A 19,999-nucleotide genomic window follows, 5' to 3' on the forward strand; every position below is an offset into this window, starting at 1 on the left:
CCCTAGGCAGCCAGGGCAGGAAAACGTTTGACAGTGGGCCACAGCAGCTGACCGACGCTCGGGCGACCAATGGCCTGATAGTAAAAACCGGCCTGCTGCAGGCGCTGAGGATTGAGAAAGTTACGACCATCAATCAGGATGGGATGGGTCATAGAGCGGGCTAAGTCGGTGTAGTCCAGGTCTTTAAATTCAGCCCAGTCGGTCACCAACACCAGGGCATCGCAGTCATAGGCCAATGTTGTTGGGGTATCCACCAGGGTAACTGGGGCTGAGACCTCGGTAATGATGGGGTCATAGGCCTTGACCTTAGCTCCCAATCGCTGCAGTTCGGCAATGATATCGAGGGCCGGGGCATCCCGCAGGTCGTCGGTATTTGGCTTAAACGTTAACCCCAACAGACCAATGGTTTTACCCTTGAGAATTTTTAAGGTTTTTTGTAACTGATACACCACCTGTAGCCGTTGGCGCTGATTGGTGGCAATGGTGGCCTCTAATAGCGCTGTTTCTACGCCGTAATCTTGGGCAATGTGCATCAGGGCTGAGACATCCTTTGGAAAACAGGAGCCGCCCCAACCAATCCCCGCTTGCAAAAATTTCTCGCCAATGCGGCTATCTAAACCAATGCCCTTGGCTACCTGGGTAACATCGGCTCCGATGCGATCGCAAATATTAGCAATTTCGTTAATAAAACTGATTTTAGTCGCCAAGAAAGCATTGGCCGCATATTTAATCATTTCGGCAGAGGCCAAATCAGTCACAACTACTGGCACCTGAGGCAGTGTGGAATCCATCGCAAACTGACGGTTAATAATGGGCGCATACAGCTGACGCATCCGCTCAATTGCCTTAGGTGAACGACCGCCTAAAACAATCCGATCTGGATTCAAGCTGTCATAAACAGCGGACCCCTCCCGTAAAAACTCCGGGTTGCTGACCACATCAAACGACGTTTGCACCTGACGACAGGCCAGCTCATCCAAAATTAAACGGCGCACCCAGTCACCGGACCCCACTGGCACTGTAGATTTATTGACAATTACCTTGTAGGGCTCGCCCATGTGCTGACCAATGCCACGGGCCACAGCTTCTACGTAGCGAGTATCACTTTCACCACTGGGCAGCGGCGGCGTACCCACAGCAATAAAGATGATCTCCCCATGGTCTACCCCTGCGGCTAAATCAGTAGTAAACGATAGCTGCTCTGACCCTAGAATATCCGCCAGACCTGGTTCATAAATTGGCGGCTGACCTGCCTGCAAGGCCGCAACTTTTTCAACATTGTTGTCCACACAGATCACATCATGACCAATGTGTGCCAAACAGGCTCCAGTAACAAGGCCAACATAGCCGGTGCCAATGACAGATACACGCATAACTTTATTCTCCAACAGTTCCATTTGGACCGATGAAACTACTGTCGCTAGTTTGCTTAAATCTTGAATGAAGCAATTATTAGAGCACTCTCATGAGAGTTAATTTAGATAATTGAGGTTAATCGCTGATTAAGTTGCTGTGAGTATATTTCAGCCGTCAACCCCAAATAACACAAACATGATAGGATATCGCTTATAAAAGCCATTATTTTTATGAAAGCCCTAAATTTACAGGGTTTTCAGGACTCTCTAAAATTAATTTAAGAACTCATCTAAAGTTTTATTAGATACTGTTTTTAAGCATCGGAATGAGAAAAAGTCACGCATCTCTACCGTGTATAAAAAACATTTTATCTTCGTAGGTAGCCAGTTCTTGAAATGTCACATCTTTCATTGTCTGGTTAGTCAAGCAATCTTATTTTTTGAGCAGTTCCGAATAATTCTTGCAGACATCGTTTGTAAACAAAGGAAGTAAAGTTACAGATACCTTTCCTGAAAGTTGAGTTCAACATAATCTGTATGCATTTTTAGGATGAAACCCTCTAGAACATTAGATTTTTTTAGAGAAGCACGAACTCGGATCTTTTTGATCTATGTGGCTTTTATGCTTATTGCTGTGGGTCTGGCTGTGCCTATTTTTCGCACGTTGCTATTCTCAGGGGTTGATAAGCGTGTGAACGAGGATCTGCAAGAAGAAGTTGAAGAGTTTAAGGATGCCTATACCGAATGGCTAGCGTCCGAAAACCAATCAATGGCCTCCCTAAAGACAACTATTGATGACTATATGTCCGGCACTTTGCCAGAGGATGACAACTTTCTGATTGCGATTGTAGAGGATAATGTTTATCGGTCTAACCCTGGCTTTCTACCGAACGCCATCAATGAAAACTCCGGATTATTTGAAACATGGACGCAGCTCAGTGAAAACACTCAAGATCAGGAGATTACTGGGGATGCTAGCATTGGCGATATACTCTACATAGTTGAGCCCTTAGTGATAGATGGTGAACTCCAGGGACAGTTTGTCATCGCCCATCTGTCAGCCGGGGAACGGCAAGAGGCCCTGGCCGGTGTGTATGTATTTATGGAAGTTGTCGGTGGGCTGCTGGTGTTGGCACTAGCCCTGGCGTGGCTGACCTCAGGACGGTTGTTAAAACCAGTTCAGGATTTAGCCGTGACGGCCCGTGCTATTAACGAGACAGATTTAGATAGTCGCATTGCTGTTGTCGGCACTGGTGAACTGGCGGACCTGGCAACCACCTTTAATGCCATGATGGATCGTCTGCAGGCAGCATTTAATAGCCAGCGTAATTTTATCAATGATGCTGGCCATGAGCTACGTACGCCAATTACCATCATGCAAGGGCATTTAGAGCTGATGGGAGATGATCCGGTAGAGCAAGCGGAGACCAGAGACTTGATCCTGGATGAACTAGACCGCATGGGGCGTTTGGTTAACGATTTGATTTTGATTGTTAAGTCTGAGCATCCCAACTTTCTCCGCTTTGAGACTCTAGATGTTGCCCATCTCTGTACTGACCTGTTTACCAAGGCCCAGACCCTGGCAGATCGTGATTGGCAGTTAGCCATAGAGACTCGCACCAAGATTGTTGCCGATCCGCAACGGCTAACGGGGGCGCTGCTAAATTTGCTCAATAATGCAGCACAACATACCCAGACGGGCGATCGGATTACCCTGGGCTGCCGAGGGAGAAATGGCTGTGTAGAGTTTTGGGTGGAGGATACGGGTGAAGGTATCCCGGAAGCGGAGCAGGTGCGGGTATTTGACCGCTTTGCACGGGTGCAACACACTCAGCGTAAATCCGATGGTTCGGGTTTGGGGCTAGCCATTGTGCGGGCGGTTGTTGAGGCCCATGGTGGTCGCGTTGGGCTATCTAGCCAGGTCAATGTCGGCTCGGTATTTACGTTGACCCTCCCGATAGAACAACCGTTGGTTCTAAGTGCCTATCAGGAGGTTCACTAATGAGACGCATCTTGATTGCTGAAGATGAAGCGCGGGTAGCGGCGTTTCTGGATAAAGGATTGCAGGCTAATGGGTTTAGCACCGCGATCGCAACGACTGGTGAAGAGACCATTAGCTCCGCTTTAGACGGCGAGTTTGACCTGATTGTGCTCGACTTAGGGCTACCAAAAAAAGACGGCCTGTCGGTGCTAGAAGAGTTACGCGGTCAAGCCTGTCAGATTCCCATTATTATTTTGACCGCCCGTGACGATATTGCTGATAAGCTCACAGGCTTTGAGCTAGGAGCCGATGACTATGTCACCAAACCCTTCCGGTTTGAAGAACTGTTAGCCCGGATTCGCGTCAGGCTACGGCCGAGCAATGCCAGCCCGGAACCGGAATGGATGCTGCAGCATCACAATGTTGTGCTTAACCTGCGCACACGATTAGCACAGGTGGGAGAACAGGTGATTGAACTATCGGCCCGTGAGTTTACCCTAGCAGAAACCTTTATGAGCCATCCAGGACAGGTGCTCAGTCGTGAACAGCTGCTCGATCGTGTCTGGGGCTACGACTACGCCCCCGGTTCTAATGTGGTGGATGTCTATGTAGGCTATTTACGTAAAAAGTTGGGCAGTCACTTAATTGAAACCGTGCGAGGCATGGGATACCGGATGCCGGTTTAGCCCTGGTCTGTGGGATACATCTGTTGCAAAGATTGCGGCTGTTTAGGCAGTTGAAAAAACACCTTGGTACCACAGCCTTCCTGGCTTTCTAAGCCTAGAGTGCCCTCGTGTAAATCAATGCAGGCTTTGGTAATCGACAGCCCCAGACCAATTCCTTGAATATGACTCGCATTGCTAGCGCGACTAAAAGACTGAAATAAATGGGGTTGATCATCATCGGGAATACCGATGCCAAAATCTTTGATGGAAACGGTGATTGTGCTGTTGTCTCCCAACAAATGTACTTCAATGCGGTCTCCATCGGGAGAGAATTTAAAAGCATTGGAGAGAAGATTGTCGATAGCAAGACGCAGCATCCCCTGATCTCCCCAAAAGCCACCTGTTTTACCAGTCACCTGCAAGACTAGCTCGTGCTTGGTTGCCGCTTCTCGATGCTCTTCAACCAGATCGGCAACAAACTGTAGAATATTGATCGGAGCAGGCTCAAACCGGGCCTGATCTAACTCGCATTGGTGCATAACTAGCATGTTGTCAACCAGCCGGGTCATATGTCTGGCTTTCTCTTGAATCATAGTGAGAAAACGACTCTGCTGGGACGGTTCTAGACGCTGACCGTGGCGATCTAGGGTAGACGATGCGCCCAGGATAACCGATAGGGGAGACCGATATTCATGGGAAACTGTTGCCAGAATTTGGGATTTAAACTGGTTGAGTTCCTGAGCTTTTTCTAAGGCAGCCTGGGTTTGGGAGAGGAGTTCGGCTTGTTGGATTGCGATCGCCAACTGCACCGCCAGCTCATGGAGCAAATTATGCTCCTCCGGCGGCCACATCGTCACCTTAGAACATTGATAAGCCACCAGATATCCCCAGGTATGACTCTGGGATAATGGTGGTGCATTAATCAAAATAGGCGCGCTCAGCTCACGATAGCTAGGGTTCGCCCCGTCTAGTCCAGGATGTAGATCATCTGTTGGACACCAGCGGTTACCTAACTCAGCCTTGATTTTAGGAGTTTCCTGACCATTACATTGATACACCGCCACATGATCACACTCCAACAGCTGCTGCACTTCAGCCACAGCCGTATCCAAAATCTGATCGAGATCTAGAGACTGTCGAATTCTCAATGCCGTCGTAGCAATCAACCGTTGTTGCTCACGGGTTTTATGGAGGGCAACATGGAGATGAGATTGCTGAATAACACTTCTAACCGTACGCTGCAAAATTTCCGGCTGCAGATGTTGTTTGCCCAGATAGTCTTGCACACCATGCTTCATGGCCTGTACCGCCAGTTCTTCGTTCCCCTGGCCCGTCAGCATAATAATAGGAGATTGCAGCTTGTGCTGACGTTGCTTTAACTGCCCCAGAAACTCTAGCCCCGTCATATCGGGCATATAGAAGTCCAGCAGAACAACATCAAACTGCTGATTTAAGAAAAGATCCAGCGCAACTTCAGCCAGGGAAGCCTCACAGAATTCATAGGTATTATGAGGATCGCTAGAAAGGTATTCGCGGTAAACCTCTCGATCCTCGGCACAATCATCAACGATGAGTAATGTGTGGGCTGAAGACATGGATGACAACTGAGCATCTGATACCTTAGCATGACACCATTTTTTAATTGTTAATAAAATATAAAATTTAGAATACAAAACTTAACATATGCTCTCCAAGAGACTGATGGCCGCAGCCTCATGTCTCCTAAGCACGGGCTGCCCCTACTCAATGCCAGTCAATTCCACCCATTCAGGAGGAGTATTGGTATTGAGCCAGTAGTCAACAAACGCCTGCACTGCTTTCTCAAACTGTTCTGTTCTAACCGGTTTGATCAGATATCCGTTAGCCCCTTTTCGATAGCAAAACTTGATATCTCTAGGGTCAGAATTGGTTGTAAAAATAACGATGGGAATTTCACGGAACTGTTCATCTTGCTTCAACCGTTCCAAAACTTCTCTACCATCAGTTCCAGGCAAATTTAAATCCAACAAAATCATCGAAGGCCAGGTAGCCGTCTCGGCACTTTTATACTGACCACGATACAAAAAATCTAGAGCCTTATCCCCGGTTGTAAACCGATAGATCGGATTAGCAACGGCCATGTCCTCCATGAAGAGCTGGAGAACTTCAAAATCTTCATCGCTATCTTCAACGACTATTAAAGGGGTTTTGTTAGGCTCGCGCATAAATTTAAGGAAAAATTAATTTTTCGTCAGAATTTATTATTTTTCTTCACAGCTTAGCACGAAGTAAAATGCTGTTCCTTCACCAGCGTTAGACTCTACCCAGATTTGTCCACCGTGACGCTCAATAATTTTTTTGGCAATCGTCAACCCTACACCGGTACCCCCTCCGTAGCTGTCACGTTCGTGCAACCGTTTGAAGAGACGAAATATGTTTTGAAAATGGCGCTCATGGATGCCGATGCCATCATCTTTGACATAGATGACACAGGCATCGGCAGCGATCTCCTGGCTCAGAATGTGTGGATCAGCCGGGTCTAAATACCCCACTTCAATCGTTGGCTCAGACTTATGGGTATACTTGAGAGCATTGCTCAGCAGGTTACTCAATACTTCCGTAATCAGCACAGGATCAGCCGTGACCGTAGGGAGCTGCCGGGGCACCTGAATTTGGAGCGGGGGCATTGCTCCCTCACGCCCCGTCTGCAACATCTCCATCACCCTGGATAACGTGACATTCAAGTCTGTTGATTGGAACTGTAGCTCTGCTTGACCTAAACGAGAAAACTTGAGCAGAGCATCAATTAATCGATCCATTCTTTCCGCCAGTTTGACCAGGGTTTTTAACCGTTTAACCCCAGATTCATCTAGAGTCTGACCATAGCGTCTCAACATTAAATTGGAAAAATTGGTGATACCCCTTAGAGGCTCTTTGAGATCGTGGGAGGCGGCATAGGCAAATGAGTCAAGTTCAAGATTCCTATGCTCTAGTTCAAGATTAATTTGAGCTAGTTCATCGGCTTTATTCAGCACAATACCCACAATGGCGTTTTTCAGAGCCAGAGCATTGGCCAACTCCGCCGGATGCCAGGGCAACGCAGTGGCCTGCACAATCTCTTTCCATTGTTCAAAAGACGCGCGGGGACAAAGCACGATGCTGCCATCATCAGCAACATCAACAGAGTCATGGGGATTGCCAGCCCAGTTAACCGTTTGTAGGACCTCCGGACGAAACCAAAGAATCAAATAACGCCGCAGCTGCGAGATTTTTAACACAATCAGCCCACTGGCAACGGCTTGAAAATGGCCCCCGTCCGGGTAGACATTGGATAAACAGTTGGTATGAAGAATCTCCGTAGGCTGTTCAGCCATGGACCAATCAATTAAAGCCCGTACATCTGCCAACGCAGGAGTATTCCCAATCAGCGTAATATCCTCATCGAGACAGATGGCAGCCCCTTGGGCACTGACCACCTCTAAAAGCCGTGGCACTGGATGAATTAAGGCTTGCTTAAAGTCTTTGGCCCTGGCAATGGAATCCACAAAATCTGTCTGAATCGCCTGTAGGCTATTGAGATAAGCCAGTTCATTACGATTGACTTTACTCATTAACTCAGCCGCCACCAGCTGCCCTAGCACCTCACAGGCAGAACGGACAACATAGGGTAAAAACTTTGCCGTACGATGATGACAGGCGATCAAGCCCCAAAGCTGATTGTTTCTAACCAGGGCAACAACCAGCAAAGCCGTCACGCCCATATTCTGGTGGTATTCGATGCAGCACGGATCGACTCCCCTCAGTACGGCTTGACTTAAATCAAGAGGAGCCTCAGCTGGCACGGCACTGACTAGTTCAATTTGGGAAGCAGTCAAATCGGGAATAAAGCGGACAATAGTCTGCTGATAAAGCTGTCGCACTAAAGCAGGGATATCCGTTGCCGGATAGTGTAGTCCCAGGTAGGAGACTTCCTCAGCCGGTTTAACTTCAGCAATTACCTCACCAGCATTATTGTCATCAAACTGGTAAACCATGACGCGGTCATAGCCAGTTAGTGACTGTATTTCCGTGGCGGCGGCGTGCAGAAATTCGGTAATATCCTCTAGTTTTCGCAGACGAGCCATGGCCCGTTGAACCTGATTTTGTAAAGGCGTCAGTTCAACCACTGTCTGTAAGCTGGCAGGCTCAAGCTCTACAATAATGGCTTCATTTACCCGATGAATCAGGCCATCAAAGTGCTGGGTGACTCCAGCGACGGAAATTGCAATGGAGCTATAGCTGGGGTGTGGGGTACAGGTCTCCAGGCAATTCTGCAGTTGTGCCATCGACGTTGTGGGCTCAATCAGATCGAGCAATGGCTGCCCTAGCAATGTTTGAGGGCTAACCTTTAGGTGACAGGCTGCATTTTCACTAATTTGCGTGATGGTAAAAGTAGTCTGTTCCAGGACCATCAACACACCATGGGGCTGAGTCAAGTCAATCAGATGGACAGGAAAGGATTCATGATCCTGCAGAAGTCTACCTGGACTATGGAGGGAATCAGACGGTCGCATTCTGGCGGGTGTGGGTGTGGGCAGCTATAGGAAACAACTTAATATATTTTCCTCCTGCTGCAAGTATTACGGAAGATTAAGAGAACCTGAAATTTGCTTAACATGGCTAAAAACCTCAGATATAAATATGTACAAATCTTCGGCTAGTGTATTTGGTCCTAAGCGTTAGTCAGAGTATTTGATAGCTATCGCCATTGATTGTGCGGATAGATAGCCATTTCCTTAATGATTCGGTTGGCTTGTTTTGCCTATGGGTGGGACACAGCCTTGTTTGTTGAAAGTAGGAATCCTATTGATGGTTTTGAATAGAAAGGCAATGGTTTCCCAGCACCGCTGGGCCGCTTTTATGTTTTTGGCTGGCCTGGTCTTGATGCCGATGGGACTATATTGCTTTATTGTGTGGAAACTCTATAGCTTGCCCGCAGTCGGTATTTGACAATCTCGCTATGGGAGCCCTAGAGATGTTGGGAGTTAGCTACATCGCGAATTAAATGACTGCGGCTAGCAATATAGGCCTTAATCTCGCCCATGTCTTCATGACTTAGATAAATGCTGTCTTTAATCTTTTTCTGCAGCCACAGACAGAGAGCCTCATCACTCAATTCTTGCAGTACATGGCTATGGGTTTCTACCACACTCCAGAGTAGATGTAGATGCTTGCTATCAAATGAAATCATTTTTGTTAAGCATTGACTGTTAGAAGAAACAGCAATTAGAGGGTTGCATACAAAGACAAGCTCTAATTGCTGATTAGGAGACCCAAAACTGGAGACTCAAAACTATTGATAGCTACACTCTAGGCGGCACTAAACCTAGAACGCTTATAGGTAATATGGCGTTTTGCGATCGCATCTTTAAACCCTTCTATATCAATCGCACAGTCAGCCTCACTCAGCAACTTCTCACTGGTAATCGACTGGAGGCTAACCAGTTCAGTACGGGTATTGGAATACGCAAGATGCCTGAGTAGATGAGTAAAGCGGCCATCTCCAGTCACCAAGATAACAGTCTCACAAACAGCCGCTTGAGCCAGGATATCTGTTGTAATTTCCACACAAAAATCAATGGGGCGATGCCCGCCATCTCCATTTTCTTTTGTGATGATTTCCTTAGTGATCACCCGATAGCCGTTGCGTTTCATCCAAAGTAAAAACCCTTGCTGTTTAGCATTATTTGGATCAACTCCCGAGTAAAAATAAGCTCGCAGCAATTGGCCCTGGGGCACTAACTGGGCCACCAGTTTACTGTAATCAATCTCGATGCCTAAGGTTGAAGCGGCATAAAAGATGTGGGCAGCATCGATAAACACTGACACCTTACCCGAACCTTGACGGGATAAAGCGGCTGGCAGATTTCTAAAGACCGTTGTGTTGTTATTCAGCATCACAGCAAGAATCCTCGACTGAAATGATGGACAAAAAGAGCTATTCGAGAAATTCTTTTGGATGGGCGAAAGCTGGTTCAATTAACTGGTCTTTAAAGAGCACATTGCCAAAGCAGATCTGCCAACAACCAAATGAGGATCAATACCCCTCAGCCACACTACAAACGAACTTTCGAAAACCCTCAAATTAGTTGGATTTTTAAAATCAATGGGCCAAGTCAACAATAGGACCCGGCTGAGACACAAATCACGAATTACTATGCTTAATAATATCTTAAGATTTGCAAAACTGAGTCATCTCTGCGAATTATTTATTTACATAAATTTATGAATTGGCGGCTGGAAGACTTGTATAGCAACGGTTATACTCAAAAATATGGCCTTAAGATTTCCGTTACATTCACCCGGTAAAGGACGGAAGCATGAAGGCGGAGGCATGGGAATTCAGACTGTGACCCTGACTAGGTAGGCGTCAAAATCTCTGACACCATAGGGCAATCCTTCTAGCTAACCCGGTCCATAGGGAGCAGCCAATACACACCAACGGTTTTTCCGCACCACCTACAGTCTTGGACGACCTAAAATCAGAGCGCTAAAGGCTTCACGGGCCGTCGCTGGTCGAGGACGATTGAGCAGCCAACGCAAGGGTGGAAAGGCAATCTCATCCGGTAGCAAGACAGCCTGAAACGCAAAGGGTAACAATAAATAAGTTGTGTGATTAGTTTGGTCGTGAGTAATCTGACGAATACCAATCATTAACCCCAGACTATAGGCAAAAACAGGAGGAATCTCCTCATCTTCAGCAGAGTCTTCCATGAAAAGCGCGATCTTAGTGGCCACTTCCTGCATATTGACCAAAGCCCTACCCGGAGTCAGGGTACGGGTTTCAGCATTAAGACTGAGCCGGTTCTCACCGGTCACCTTAGTGCTAAATGTTTCCCCCGGATTGATCACACTCAGCACCTGGGAACGAGACAAATCACTACTGATGGGGATGCCGGAGCGCACAACTCGCTGCGTTTGTCGAGCAAGGCCGGCCGTAACAGAGCTTTTATCCCAGTCAATAAAAATCTGGGCATCACTGGTGGTATTGATAATGGTCACATTCAGGGCCATCAGCGATTCAGCCATAGGCATTTTGCCCATGGGGCCAACTTTAACGACGACCTTGCGGGTCTGTTTAGGGTTGATTTGGGATGTAACAGAGAGCGATAGTTGGGGGGGTAATTTTTTACCCTCTATTTCCAGGTCTTCTATCTCTGCTGTGATTTTCTGGTCAGGAGGTAATTGTTGCAACTGCTGACCAAGTTGCTCAGTCAGCACAGTGCGATTGAGATCGATCCTTAACTTATTCTCTAGTGCATTCTCGACAGATAGCGCCATTTGGTAGAGCACATAAATCACCACCAAAAAGTAAATTGTCAAAATCAAAACATCACTACCCATTACCTGACCACAGCCCGACTAACCATTAAAAGTGCCTATAGGGTACACCGATTTATCAAAAGTGGAGTCTTAGATTGACGTGGATGTCTAGGAAGGCGATTGCAGCGACACAGGCTGAGGTTTAACTTGCCAGTATTTCTCTAGGCTGCGGGCTACCTGGTTGGACAACAGCAGTAGTCCCAACATATTGGGAATACCCAGGGCAAAGACCATGATGTCGCTAAAGCGAATGACGGTTTCTAGACCAATAACAGTGCCACCAAAGCTACCCAAAATATAGAGCAGTTTGTAGGTCAGCAGTCCCCGTTCACCAAGCAAATAGCGCCAGCAGGCTTCACCATAGTAAAAGCAGGAAATAATTGTAGAAAAGCTAAACAGACAGACAATAATGGCCAGCCCCCAAGTCATTATGGGCACCTCAGAGGCAAAGGCGGTGGCTGTCAGTTTAATGCCGTTGACAATGCTACCAGGCTGATAAACCCCAGTTAGCAGACAGACTAAAGCCGTCAGATTACAGATAAGGACCGTGTCGATTAGCGGTTCCACCAGGGCAACAAGGCCTTCACGAACAGGCTCGGGGTTTTTGGTGGTGGCATGGGCAATGGCCGCAGCACCAGTCCCGGCTCCGTTAGAGAAAACACCGCGCTGCAGCCCCTGGACCATGACGCCAACGATACCGCCTTCAATGGCCACCGGATGCCAGGCGGAGTGCCAGATTTGGGCCAGGGCGGCGGGGATATCTCCCAGGTGGTGAAAGACGATCCATAGGGCAGCGGTGAGATAAAGACCGACCATGGTGGGGACAATGGCCGAGGCAACCTGGGCAATACGCTGCAGTCCCCCCAGGATGACGGCAGCAACAGCCAGGGCCAGGGCTACACCATAAACTCGTGGATCGCTGAGCCAGCCCCAGTGCAGCTGTTCGGCCAGTGCAGCGACAGCTATAGCTGACTGATTGGCCTGGAACATGTTGCCACCCCCCAAGGCTCCCACCATACAAAGTATGGCAAAGGTGACCGCGAGTAACTGTCCCATGGGTTTGAGACCACGTTCAGCTAATCCCTGGCTGAGATAGTACATGGGACCGCCGAGAACCTGACCGTCTTGGACAACGCGGTACTGCTGGGCCAGGGTACATTCGGTAAATTTGGTGGTCATGCCCAGGAGCCCAGCTACGGTCATCCAGAAGACAGCACCAGGTCCACCCAGTTGGATTGCGATCGCAACTCCAGCAATATTCCCCAACCCGACCGTTGCCGACATCGCCGTCGCCAAGGCCTGAAAGTGATTCACCTCACCCACTTCATCTGGATCATCATAGTCACCCCGCAGCACCGCCAGACCATGGCCTAACCCGCGCACATTAATAAACCCCATCCGCAGCGTCAGGTATACCGACCCAGCCATCAGCCACAGCACAATCAGCGGCATTCCCCACAGCTTAAAAAACAGAGTACGCTCCAACAGCGTTACCCCAAGATCAAAAACGTGGTCAAAATTCGTTAAAACGTAATTCAAAATAATATCTTTGTATAAAACAAAACGGTATCGCCTAGGCAAGTACTGCCCCCATCAGGTCATGTCAAAAACAAGTCAGCCCAGGCCTGCACCTGGCGCTGAGCTGCCGCCGTTCCTTCCGCCGGAAAAGCATCCATAAAGTCCTTATCCGCCGCTGGCACATAGGGACCTTCTTTAATTTCAAACATCACCGTATCGGGAGCCAAGGCAATCAACGTGTGATACTGCCCTTCCAATAGCTCCAGTCCGTAGGTTGGCCCCTCAGCACAGAGCCGCTCCATCTGCAGCACCTGGCCCTGCCCATCCAGCACTAAAAAACCAATTTCTCCCTGGAGCACCAAAAACAGCTCAAACCCGTTACCATCCTGAGCCCGCAAATGACGATGGGGACGCACATAGGTCCCCGGCTGCAGCACATTGATAAACCGCTGCACCCTGTCTGGCAGCTGGTGAAAATTATGGTTTTTACGCAAGCGCGGTAAGGCCAACGCCTCCTGGGAAACACTATCAAACAGTTCCTGGGATACGCATTTAATAACGGTAGGCATGGGGCAGTGATGATTTAGGAAGAGGGTCCTGGTTAATGACCAGAGTTATCTACCAGTGTAAACCTATGTAAAGGGGGGCTCAATGAGAGCGTTCCTTCACCTGCCGATAAAGCGTTGCCATCTCAGGCACTGCCACCCCCATCTGAGCTGCCGCCCGAACTGGATTCCCCAGGATCGCTTCCACCTCCAAAGGCCGACCTTCATCAAAGTCAATTTTCATACTGGTACGATAGGGCTGCATCCGGGTGGTGGCCTCCAGCATTTGAGTGGCCCAGGTGAGGGGAATTCGCCGGGTCGAGACAGCAGAGGCGGCCAGGTGATCCACCCAAGCATTAGCAGCGGTAATCACCTCTGTCATCAGGGTGTAAATTCTAGCTTTTACCCTTGCATCCGCCATCAGCTCATCGGTTGTCGCGTCCAACACTACCGATAGCCCGTTGTAAGGAACATTCCACACAAGCTTGCGCCAGCGAGCAATAAAAAGATCGTTGGTAATATCAATAGCAATTTTAGCCCGACGGAAATCGTCGGCAATAGTCATCATGGTTGGCGTCAACGCTCGCTGTTGATGGGCAGCGCTGTAGGCCCCCAGCTGAATTTTGCCGTAGTCCAGATGACAAATATGTCCAGGGCCAGTCTTGTTAGAGCAAATAAAACATAGCCCTCCCATAATTTGTTGCGGTGGCACTAGCTGAGTCATGTCCGCTTCAATACCCAGACCATTTTGTAATGTGAGGATGACTGCGCCCTCTTGCAGTGGTGGTATCAGCTCTGCCAATCGATGATTCTGGGTTGTCTTTAAAGCAATGACAACAACATCCATGGGTGGCATATCCCTGGGATTGTTATAGGCATTTACCTGGGGTAGCGTGATATCACCAGCGACCGATTCCACGATCAATCCATGCTTGTTCACCTGGTCATAGTCGCTACGCAACAAGAAATGCACATCACAGCCACTCTGCTGTAACCGCGCTCCGTAATATCCACCAATGGCCCCTGTGCCAATAATGCCATAGCGTTTAGTCGACATGGTTATTCAGCCTCTGATTACCATGCATTCATTGTATAAAGCAAGTGACAGAGCGACTTTAGAACCTTTACCACAACGAAACAAACAATAGTTCCATAAGTCTGAGAAAATGCTAGACCTTAAAACTCAGAAGTGTTATCTGTTGGGCCTGTGGGGTGCGTCCATATCGTTACTACACCTCTCTATGAATTAACCGCACTGGGTAGCTTTTTGAACGAGAGACACGCATTGAGCAGCTAGTGTCACTTTGCACCAGCTTTTGTCCCCACTGAAAAGTTGCACCGTCTATTGCGAGGCTTGTGCCAGGTCTGATGGACAAAGTCTATCTGCTCCTTCCAATGTGTTTAAGAATCCACAACTGGCAAATGAACCCGCTGGCGTACTATCCGGTCGAAATACCAACAGCGCTTCGGCTCCCGATGCTGAACCATGACGGACTAGCAGAGTAGAGTCCCAATATTGCAAACCGCCAATACTATCCAGGCCGTAGCTAGAAAACTCATTGGGAAATGCACGTTCGCCCGGCACCTGAACTCGATATAGGGCATAGGTTCTCACCCCCTGGGGGGCAACAACAAATACGGCAGTTTGTTGTGTCTCAAAACATTCTTCTAAGAGTACTGGCACTGCCACATTACTGGTGAGTGGATCGACAATAGGAGTACCAATAATACGACGAGCGTTGAATATCGTTTCAGGGACTTGAGTTGCAGTTTCACAATCTAGCGCATCTAAAATGGTGATATTCCAGCCCGTAACGTCAATCGTATTAGTCTGATTATCTGGCCAGGTCAAAATCAGACCCGTATTGTCGTCTGAGACAGATGCGGTGGGTGGGCCGTTGGGCTCTGGTTCAGTTGGTTCTGTGGGGGGGGGCTGGCTCTGTTGGCTCTGTTGGAGTCTCGGCTTCCTGGTTTAATCCTTGCCCTGTCTGGATATCAAAGCAATTGAAGCCTAGACTTTCTGTGTATTCTCCATTGAAGGGTCCCAGAGCAACAGTCAGCTGATACTGGTCATAGCTACGAAATGGCCAGCGTTCAGTATGGTCGCACACGTCAGCATTACAAGCACAGGCAAAGACCGGGATATCGGGAAAGCGCTCTTTCCATTCTGCGATAATGAGGGCAAGATCAACATCTTCGCCAGCCGCATAACGGGCGGTAGGGGGTAGCTCATCTTCCTGAGCATTAGCTGAGGGAACAGCAAGTACGGCAAGCGTTCCTAAACCGGCAAGGATCAGTCCTTTTGTGACGTTACGCCATTTCATCAGCTATTCCCCCATACTCAGGTATGTCTCCCAGATTACAGAACGTCCCAGCTAAAATGAGGCGTACTTAAAGTCAGCTTTAGGTTTCCAGAGAATTTCTGATAGAAAGGGTTTACGGACAAGTTCTCCATTGACAAGTTCGTAGGCGGTGCCGTCATCATAGGCCAGGTAGTCATTGAGGGTGAAGCGCTGAGTTGCAATGGCTATGAGAAATCGGCAGCCCAATGTGGTTCTAATTTTAGCAGTTTAGATTAAGGGCAATTTGTCCGTGGTTTGGGTGTAGAGGCTTGTATGAATAGAAACTGGTCCAAAAGTAGCCTAACGACGATGGTTACCCTCGGGTTGCCTGAGCTAGCATAACGGTGAATTTGGCGCTCCTCCTACAAAATTGCTCCTATGCCTACGCTAACCATTCGTGAACGGGCAAAAACAGCTACTGGTTTTGAGGCCACGCTAAGTGTCGATAATCAAACGCAGTACGACATTACGATTAGCGATCCCTTTGATGCGAAGCAGGAACAGGAACTGGAGTTTTACTTCGAAGAGTGGATTAAGTTTCCGTTTGATCAGACGGTAAAGGCCCAGCGGGCAGCGGCTAGTATTCAGACCTATGGTCACGATTTGTTTGAGCAGATATTTTCCGCTCGTAAAGCGTACAGCGCCTATGAGACTGTGTGCCGACAGGGATTGAGCAATCTGCAAATTGAGATCATCGGAGAATCTCCAGAGTTTCAGGCGCTGCACTGGGAAGCCCTAAAAGATCCCGACCAGCCCAGGGCGTTTGCGGTAGATTGTGTGGTGACGCGCAAGCGCTTTTTTCAGAAAGATGTGGACAGCGTACTACAGCCCTCGTCCACCATTAATTTGCTAGTGGTAACAGCTCGACCGGATGAAGAGTCGGATGTGGGCTATCGCACCATTTCGCGACCGTTGATTGAAGCCATCCAGCAGGCGCAGCTGCGAGTAAATGTCGAACTGTTGCGACCGGGTACCTATCAGACGCTGTCGGAGCATTTGGAAGACAAAGAAGGGTATTACCACATTGTGCATTTTGACGTGCATGGTGGCCTGATGACCTACAACCAGTTTCAGGAAGGTGTTAAAAAAGATCGCTACACCTACCAGTCCCGGTATGGTCGCTCAGATATGCAGCCCTATGATGGGGTGAAGGCGTTTTTATTTTTGGAAGGGGAAGCTAAGAGCAAGGCGGACCCGGTGGAGGCTAGGGAACTGGCGGAGCTGTTGATCAACAAGGGTATTCCGGTTTGTATTTTGAATGCTTGTCAGTCGGGTAAACAGGTGCGGGCAGGCGACGAAAGCGCTGTGGAGACCAGCTTGGGCAGTCGGCTAATGGCGGTGGGGGTGCAGATGGTGGTGGCCATGGGCTACTCGGTGACGGTGTCGGCGGCGGCGCTGATGATGGAAAAGCTCTATGGTCAGCTGTTTGCCCAGAAGGGAATTCCCGAGGCGATCCGGTTGGGGCGCAAGGAGCTTCATAACCGCAAGAATCGGCGGGTGTATTTTAACCAGATTGTGGAGCTAGAGGACTGGCTGCTGCCAGTGGTATATGCCAACCGGGAGGTGGATCTAAAGCTGCGAGAGATGGAGCCCCGCGAGAAGGCAGAGTACCTGATGCAGCGACGACAGAGGTATCGATTTGAGCGACCCACCTATGGGTTTATTGGGCGGGATTTAGAGATTCTTAAAATTGAAAAGGCGCTGTTGCAACACAATATTTTGCTGTTGCGGGGTATGGGGGGTACGGGCAAAACCACGCTGCTGAACTATCTGCGGGAATGGTGGCAGACGACGGGGTTTGTACAGGATATTTTTTACTTTGGTTATGATGAGACGGCCCACACGCTGCAATATATTTTGCGGATGGTTGGGAAGGAGCTATATCCCGATCAGTATGACTTTGCGGGCTTTGAGGCTATGCCCCTAGACGCGCAAATGGAGGACATTGCTGAGCGGCTGCGGGCGCGCCCCTACGGGCTGGTGTTGGATAATCTAGAGTCTGTAACGGGGCAGGCATTGGCAATCCAAAATACGTTGCCGGAGGCGGAGCAGGCCCAGATAGCAGAGTTTTTGGGCCTGCTGCGGGGTGGAAAGACAAAGGTGTTGCTGGGGTCCCGTGCGGGGGAGGAGTGGCTGGCCTCGGTATTTACCAAGGATGGTAAAGCGAATGTGTATGCCCTGGCGGGGCTGGACCCGGAGTCGCGATCGGTGCTGGCGGAGAAGGTGTTAGCAGCCCAAGTAAAAGATCCGCAGAAGATTGCGACACTGCGCTCAGATGATGGGTTTAAGCGGCTGATGAAACTGTTGGCGGGATATCCGTTGGCGATGGAGGTGGTACTGGGGAATCTGGCGCGGCAGAGGCCTGAGGAGGTGTTGGCGGGGCTGCAGGCGGTGGATGTGGATTTGAATGTGGGTGGGGAGGAACGGACGAATAATATTTTGAAATGTGTGGAGTATTCCCATAGTAATTTGTCGCCGGAGGCGCAGAAGCTTTTGGTGTGTTTGGCTCCGTTTAATGGGTTTATTTTGCAAAGCGTGATTGATGAGTATGCTAAAGAGCTGAAAAAGCTGGCTCCGTTTCAGGAGTATGATTTTGAACAGTTTGATGGGGCGATTCAGGAGGCGATTAATTGGGGATTGTTGTCACCCCATGAGTCTGGTATGCCAGGGTGTTTGACGATACAGCCCATATTTCCTTATTTTTTGCGGACGAAGCTGAGGGAGCTGGATGGGGAGACCCGTGAGGCGCTGGAGGAGGGGTTTAAGAATCACTATCAGAGACTAGCCGGGCAGTATCAGCAGTTGATGGGCTCGAAGGAAGCGAATCAGCGGCAGTTAGGATTGTTTTTCTGCCGATTGGAATATGAGAATCTTTTTAGTGCTTTGAAAGTTAGTCTAGAGAGATGTGAAAACCCCACAATTGTCAACTGTTTAGGAACTTATTATGAAGTTATAAGTGACTATCAAAGTGAATTAAAAGTTTTTGAGTTTGTTGGTGAAAAATTAAATCAGTATCCGAATCAATCTAGAGATAAAGAGATAGAAGAAACTACAATTCGAGTTTTAGGGCAAAAAGCCAATCTCTTATGTATAGCTTTCCTACTTGATTAATGAGAATGTTCCATACATGTGCATTTTTGGGAAATCAAAAATCTCCAGTGCGCAGAATTGTTCAAATAATGCCTTGAGCCCTATAAAAGAAGGCTTTAATCCAGCCATGCGTCTGACCCACGTTTTCGTCTGTAACCACACATCTTCAATCGGATTTTGAGTCGGATCATTGGGCGCAAATCGAACACAATGTATTCGCCACTTGGATTCTGGCAGACCGGAGTTCAAGGCGCTTAGGGCAGATTTTACTTCTTGAGCGCGATGGTAACTGGCCCCGTCCCATAAAATTAGCAAGCGCTGGTCTGGAAACTGCCGTTGCAAAAACTTCAGGTAGGCCAATGTACACGCCGTATTCCCCTTGTCTTGCGCCTCAATGAAGACACGCTTACTCAGTAAATCCAATGCCCCATAGTAGGTTTGTCGTTCCCGCTCATTGATCATGGGCACCTCGACTCGCTGGTTGCGACGTCCCCAAACATAGCCTTCCAGATCACCACTCATCAGATGACATTCGTCGACAAACAAGACTCTCAACTTGCCGCATTCAATCTCGGTTCGATAGCGTGCCAATAGCCGTTCGATGTCGGCTTTTTTTTCGCAACCAAAGCTGAATCTTTCTTAGGATTGACTTTACTCGTTTTCTTCCAACTCAGTCCCGCTGACTCAAACAAATCGTAGTAACTCTGTTTAGATTCATAACTCACCCCATATTCACTGGCCAGGTGATACTCCAATTCATTCAACGTCCAAATATCTTTGCTTCCTAACCACTCGATAACCGCTGTCTTTTGCGCATGACTCAAATAGCTTTGGCGGCCTTTGTGCCGAGGAGCAAAGCTACTGACTCCTTCGGCTCCATACGCCTGTTTCCACTTCGCGATAAAGCCCATCGAGACGTCCAGAATGCTGACGATTGATTCATAGGTATGCTCTTGATAGAGCAGTTTAACCGCCAGGGCTTTCTTCACCTGACGACTATCACGTTGCGTCTTGATGAAGGCTTTCAATTCCTCGATAGCAGAGGTGTTACTGGAGGATGTTGTTTCCGAACTCATAACGATAAGCAGAGGCGATGCTCTGATGGATACAGGTTCTCTGATCTTACCGATCTACCCTCAAGAATCAAGGCGGATGACTATAG

The 19,999-nt window shown here is 48.6% G+C and carries 18 protein-coding genes; 3 read left to right on the forward strand and 15 right to left on the reverse strand.

Annotation, left to right across the window (positions count from 1 at the left end):
• Positions 1-2 precede the first annotated feature (2 nt).
• Positions 3-1,373 carry a UDP-glucose dehydrogenase family protein gene (locus N836_RS63295; RefSeq protein WP_031293756.1) on the reverse strand — a complete coding sequence of 457 codons (1,371 nt, stop codon included), beginning with the start codon at positions 1,371-1,373 and terminating at the stop codon, positions 3-5.
• A gap of 532 nt (positions 1,374-1,905) precedes the next feature.
• Between N836_RS63295 and N836_RS63300 the strand changes: the two genes are divergently transcribed.
• The gene (locus N836_RS63300; protein WP_023075176.1) at positions 1,906-3,357 is read left to right on the forward strand and encodes a sensor histidine kinase; all 1,452 of its coding nucleotides are present in this window, start codon (positions 1,906-1,908) and stop codon (positions 3,355-3,357) included.
• Positions 3,357-4,022 (forward strand): response regulator transcription factor, encoded by a 666-nt coding sequence (locus N836_RS63305; protein WP_023075177.1) that lies wholly within the window; start codon positions 3,357-3,359, stop codon positions 4,020-4,022. The genes N836_RS63300 and N836_RS63305 overlap by 1 nt, the downstream gene beginning before the upstream one ends.
• Here N836_RS63305 and N836_RS63310 read toward each other — a convergent pair.
• The 12 genes from N836_RS63310 to N836_RS77680 form a co-directional block, all read right to left on the reverse strand.
• On the reverse strand, positions 4,019-5,596 hold the full coding sequence (locus N836_RS63310) for a sensor histidine kinase (RefSeq protein ID WP_023075178.1): 1,578 nt from the start codon (positions 5,594-5,596) through the stop codon (positions 4,019-4,021). The genes N836_RS63305 and N836_RS63310 overlap by 4 nt on opposite strands.
• A gap of 144 nt (positions 5,597-5,740) precedes the next feature.
• Entirely contained in the window at positions 5,741-6,205 is a 465-nt protein-coding gene (locus N836_RS63315) for a response regulator (RefSeq protein WP_023075179.1), read from the reverse strand.
• Between the two features lie 36 nt (positions 6,206-6,241).
• Complete coding sequence (locus N836_RS63320; protein ID WP_023075180.1) at positions 6,242-8,533, reverse strand: ATP-binding protein; 2,292 nt, start codon at positions 8,531-8,533, stop codon at positions 6,242-6,244.
• Positions 8,534-8,988: 455 nt separating this feature from the next.
• Positions 8,989-9,210, reverse strand: coding sequence for a hypothetical protein (locus N836_RS63330; RefSeq protein WP_023075182.1), 222 nt, complete (start codon positions 9,208-9,210; stop codon positions 8,989-8,991).
• A gap of 119 nt (positions 9,211-9,329) precedes the next feature.
• A complete protein-coding gene (locus tag N836_RS63335; protein ID WP_023075183.1) occupies positions 9,330-9,917 on the reverse strand; it encodes a LabA-like NYN domain-containing protein in 588 nt (195 codons plus the stop codon).
• A 561-nt stretch (positions 9,918-10,478) separates the two neighbouring features.
• Positions 10,479-11,363 (reverse strand): hypothetical protein, encoded by an 885-nt coding sequence (locus N836_RS63340; RefSeq protein ID WP_023075184.1) that lies wholly within the window; start codon positions 11,361-11,363, stop codon positions 10,479-10,481.
• 87 nt (positions 11,364-11,450) lie between these two features.
• A complete protein-coding gene (locus tag N836_RS63345; RefSeq protein ID WP_071789084.1) occupies positions 11,451-12,881 on the reverse strand; it encodes an alanine/glycine:cation symporter family protein in 1,431 nt (476 codons plus the stop codon).
• A 59-nt stretch (positions 12,882-12,940) separates the two neighbouring features.
• Positions 12,941-13,429 carry a WbuC family cupin fold metalloprotein gene (locus tag N836_RS63350; protein WP_023075186.1) on the reverse strand — a complete coding sequence of 163 codons (489 nt, stop codon included), beginning with the start codon at positions 13,427-13,429 and terminating at the stop codon, positions 12,941-12,943.
• Between the two features lie 79 nt (positions 13,430-13,508).
• Positions 13,509-14,462 (reverse strand): putative 2-dehydropantoate 2-reductase, encoded by a 954-nt coding sequence (locus N836_RS63355; protein WP_023075187.1) that lies wholly within the window; start codon positions 14,460-14,462, stop codon positions 13,509-13,511.
• 285 nt (positions 14,463-14,747) lie between these two features.
• Positions 14,748-15,257: a hypothetical protein gene (locus N836_RS63360; RefSeq protein ID WP_023075188.1), complete on the reverse strand. Its 510-nt coding sequence runs from the start codon at positions 15,255-15,257 to the stop codon at positions 14,748-14,750.
• Positions 15,258-15,315: 58 nt separating this feature from the next.
• The gene (locus N836_RS63365; RefSeq protein ID WP_023075189.1) at positions 15,316-15,729 is read right to left on the reverse strand and encodes a hypothetical protein; all 414 of its coding nucleotides are present in this window, start codon (positions 15,727-15,729) and stop codon (positions 15,316-15,318) included.
• A gap of 51 nt (positions 15,730-15,780) precedes the next feature.
• Positions 15,781-15,954: a hypothetical protein gene (locus N836_RS77680; protein ID WP_023075190.1), complete on the reverse strand. Its 174-nt coding sequence runs from the start codon at positions 15,952-15,954 to the stop codon at positions 15,781-15,783.
• 171 nt (positions 15,955-16,125) lie between these two features.
• Between N836_RS77680 and N836_RS63370 the strand changes: the two genes are divergently transcribed.
• On the forward strand, positions 16,126-18,858 hold the full coding sequence (locus N836_RS63370) for a CHAT domain-containing protein (RefSeq protein WP_023075191.1): 2,733 nt from the start codon (positions 16,126-16,128) through the stop codon (positions 18,856-18,858).
• Here N836_RS63370 and N836_RS77190 read toward each other — a convergent pair.
• Both N836_RS77190 and N836_RS77195 read right to left on the reverse strand, forming a co-directional pair.
• Positions 18,847-19,428, reverse strand: coding sequence for a transposase (locus N836_RS77190; RefSeq protein ID WP_031291150.1), 582 nt, complete (start codon positions 19,426-19,428; stop codon positions 18,847-18,849). The two genes, N836_RS63370 and N836_RS77190, sit on opposite strands and share 12 nt — an antisense overlap.
• Complete coding sequence (locus N836_RS77195) at positions 19,389-19,913, reverse strand: helix-turn-helix domain-containing protein (protein WP_023070088.1); 525 nt, start codon at positions 19,911-19,913, stop codon at positions 19,389-19,391. The genes N836_RS77190 and N836_RS77195 overlap by 40 nt, the downstream gene beginning before the upstream one ends.
• Positions 19,914-19,999 lie beyond the last annotated feature (86 nt).

Source organism: Leptolyngbya sp. Heron Island J (genome assembly GCF_000482245.1).
In the GTDB taxonomy this organism is placed as follows: Bacteria; Cyanobacteriota; Cyanobacteriia; order Phormidesmidales; family Phormidesmidaceae; genus Leptothoe.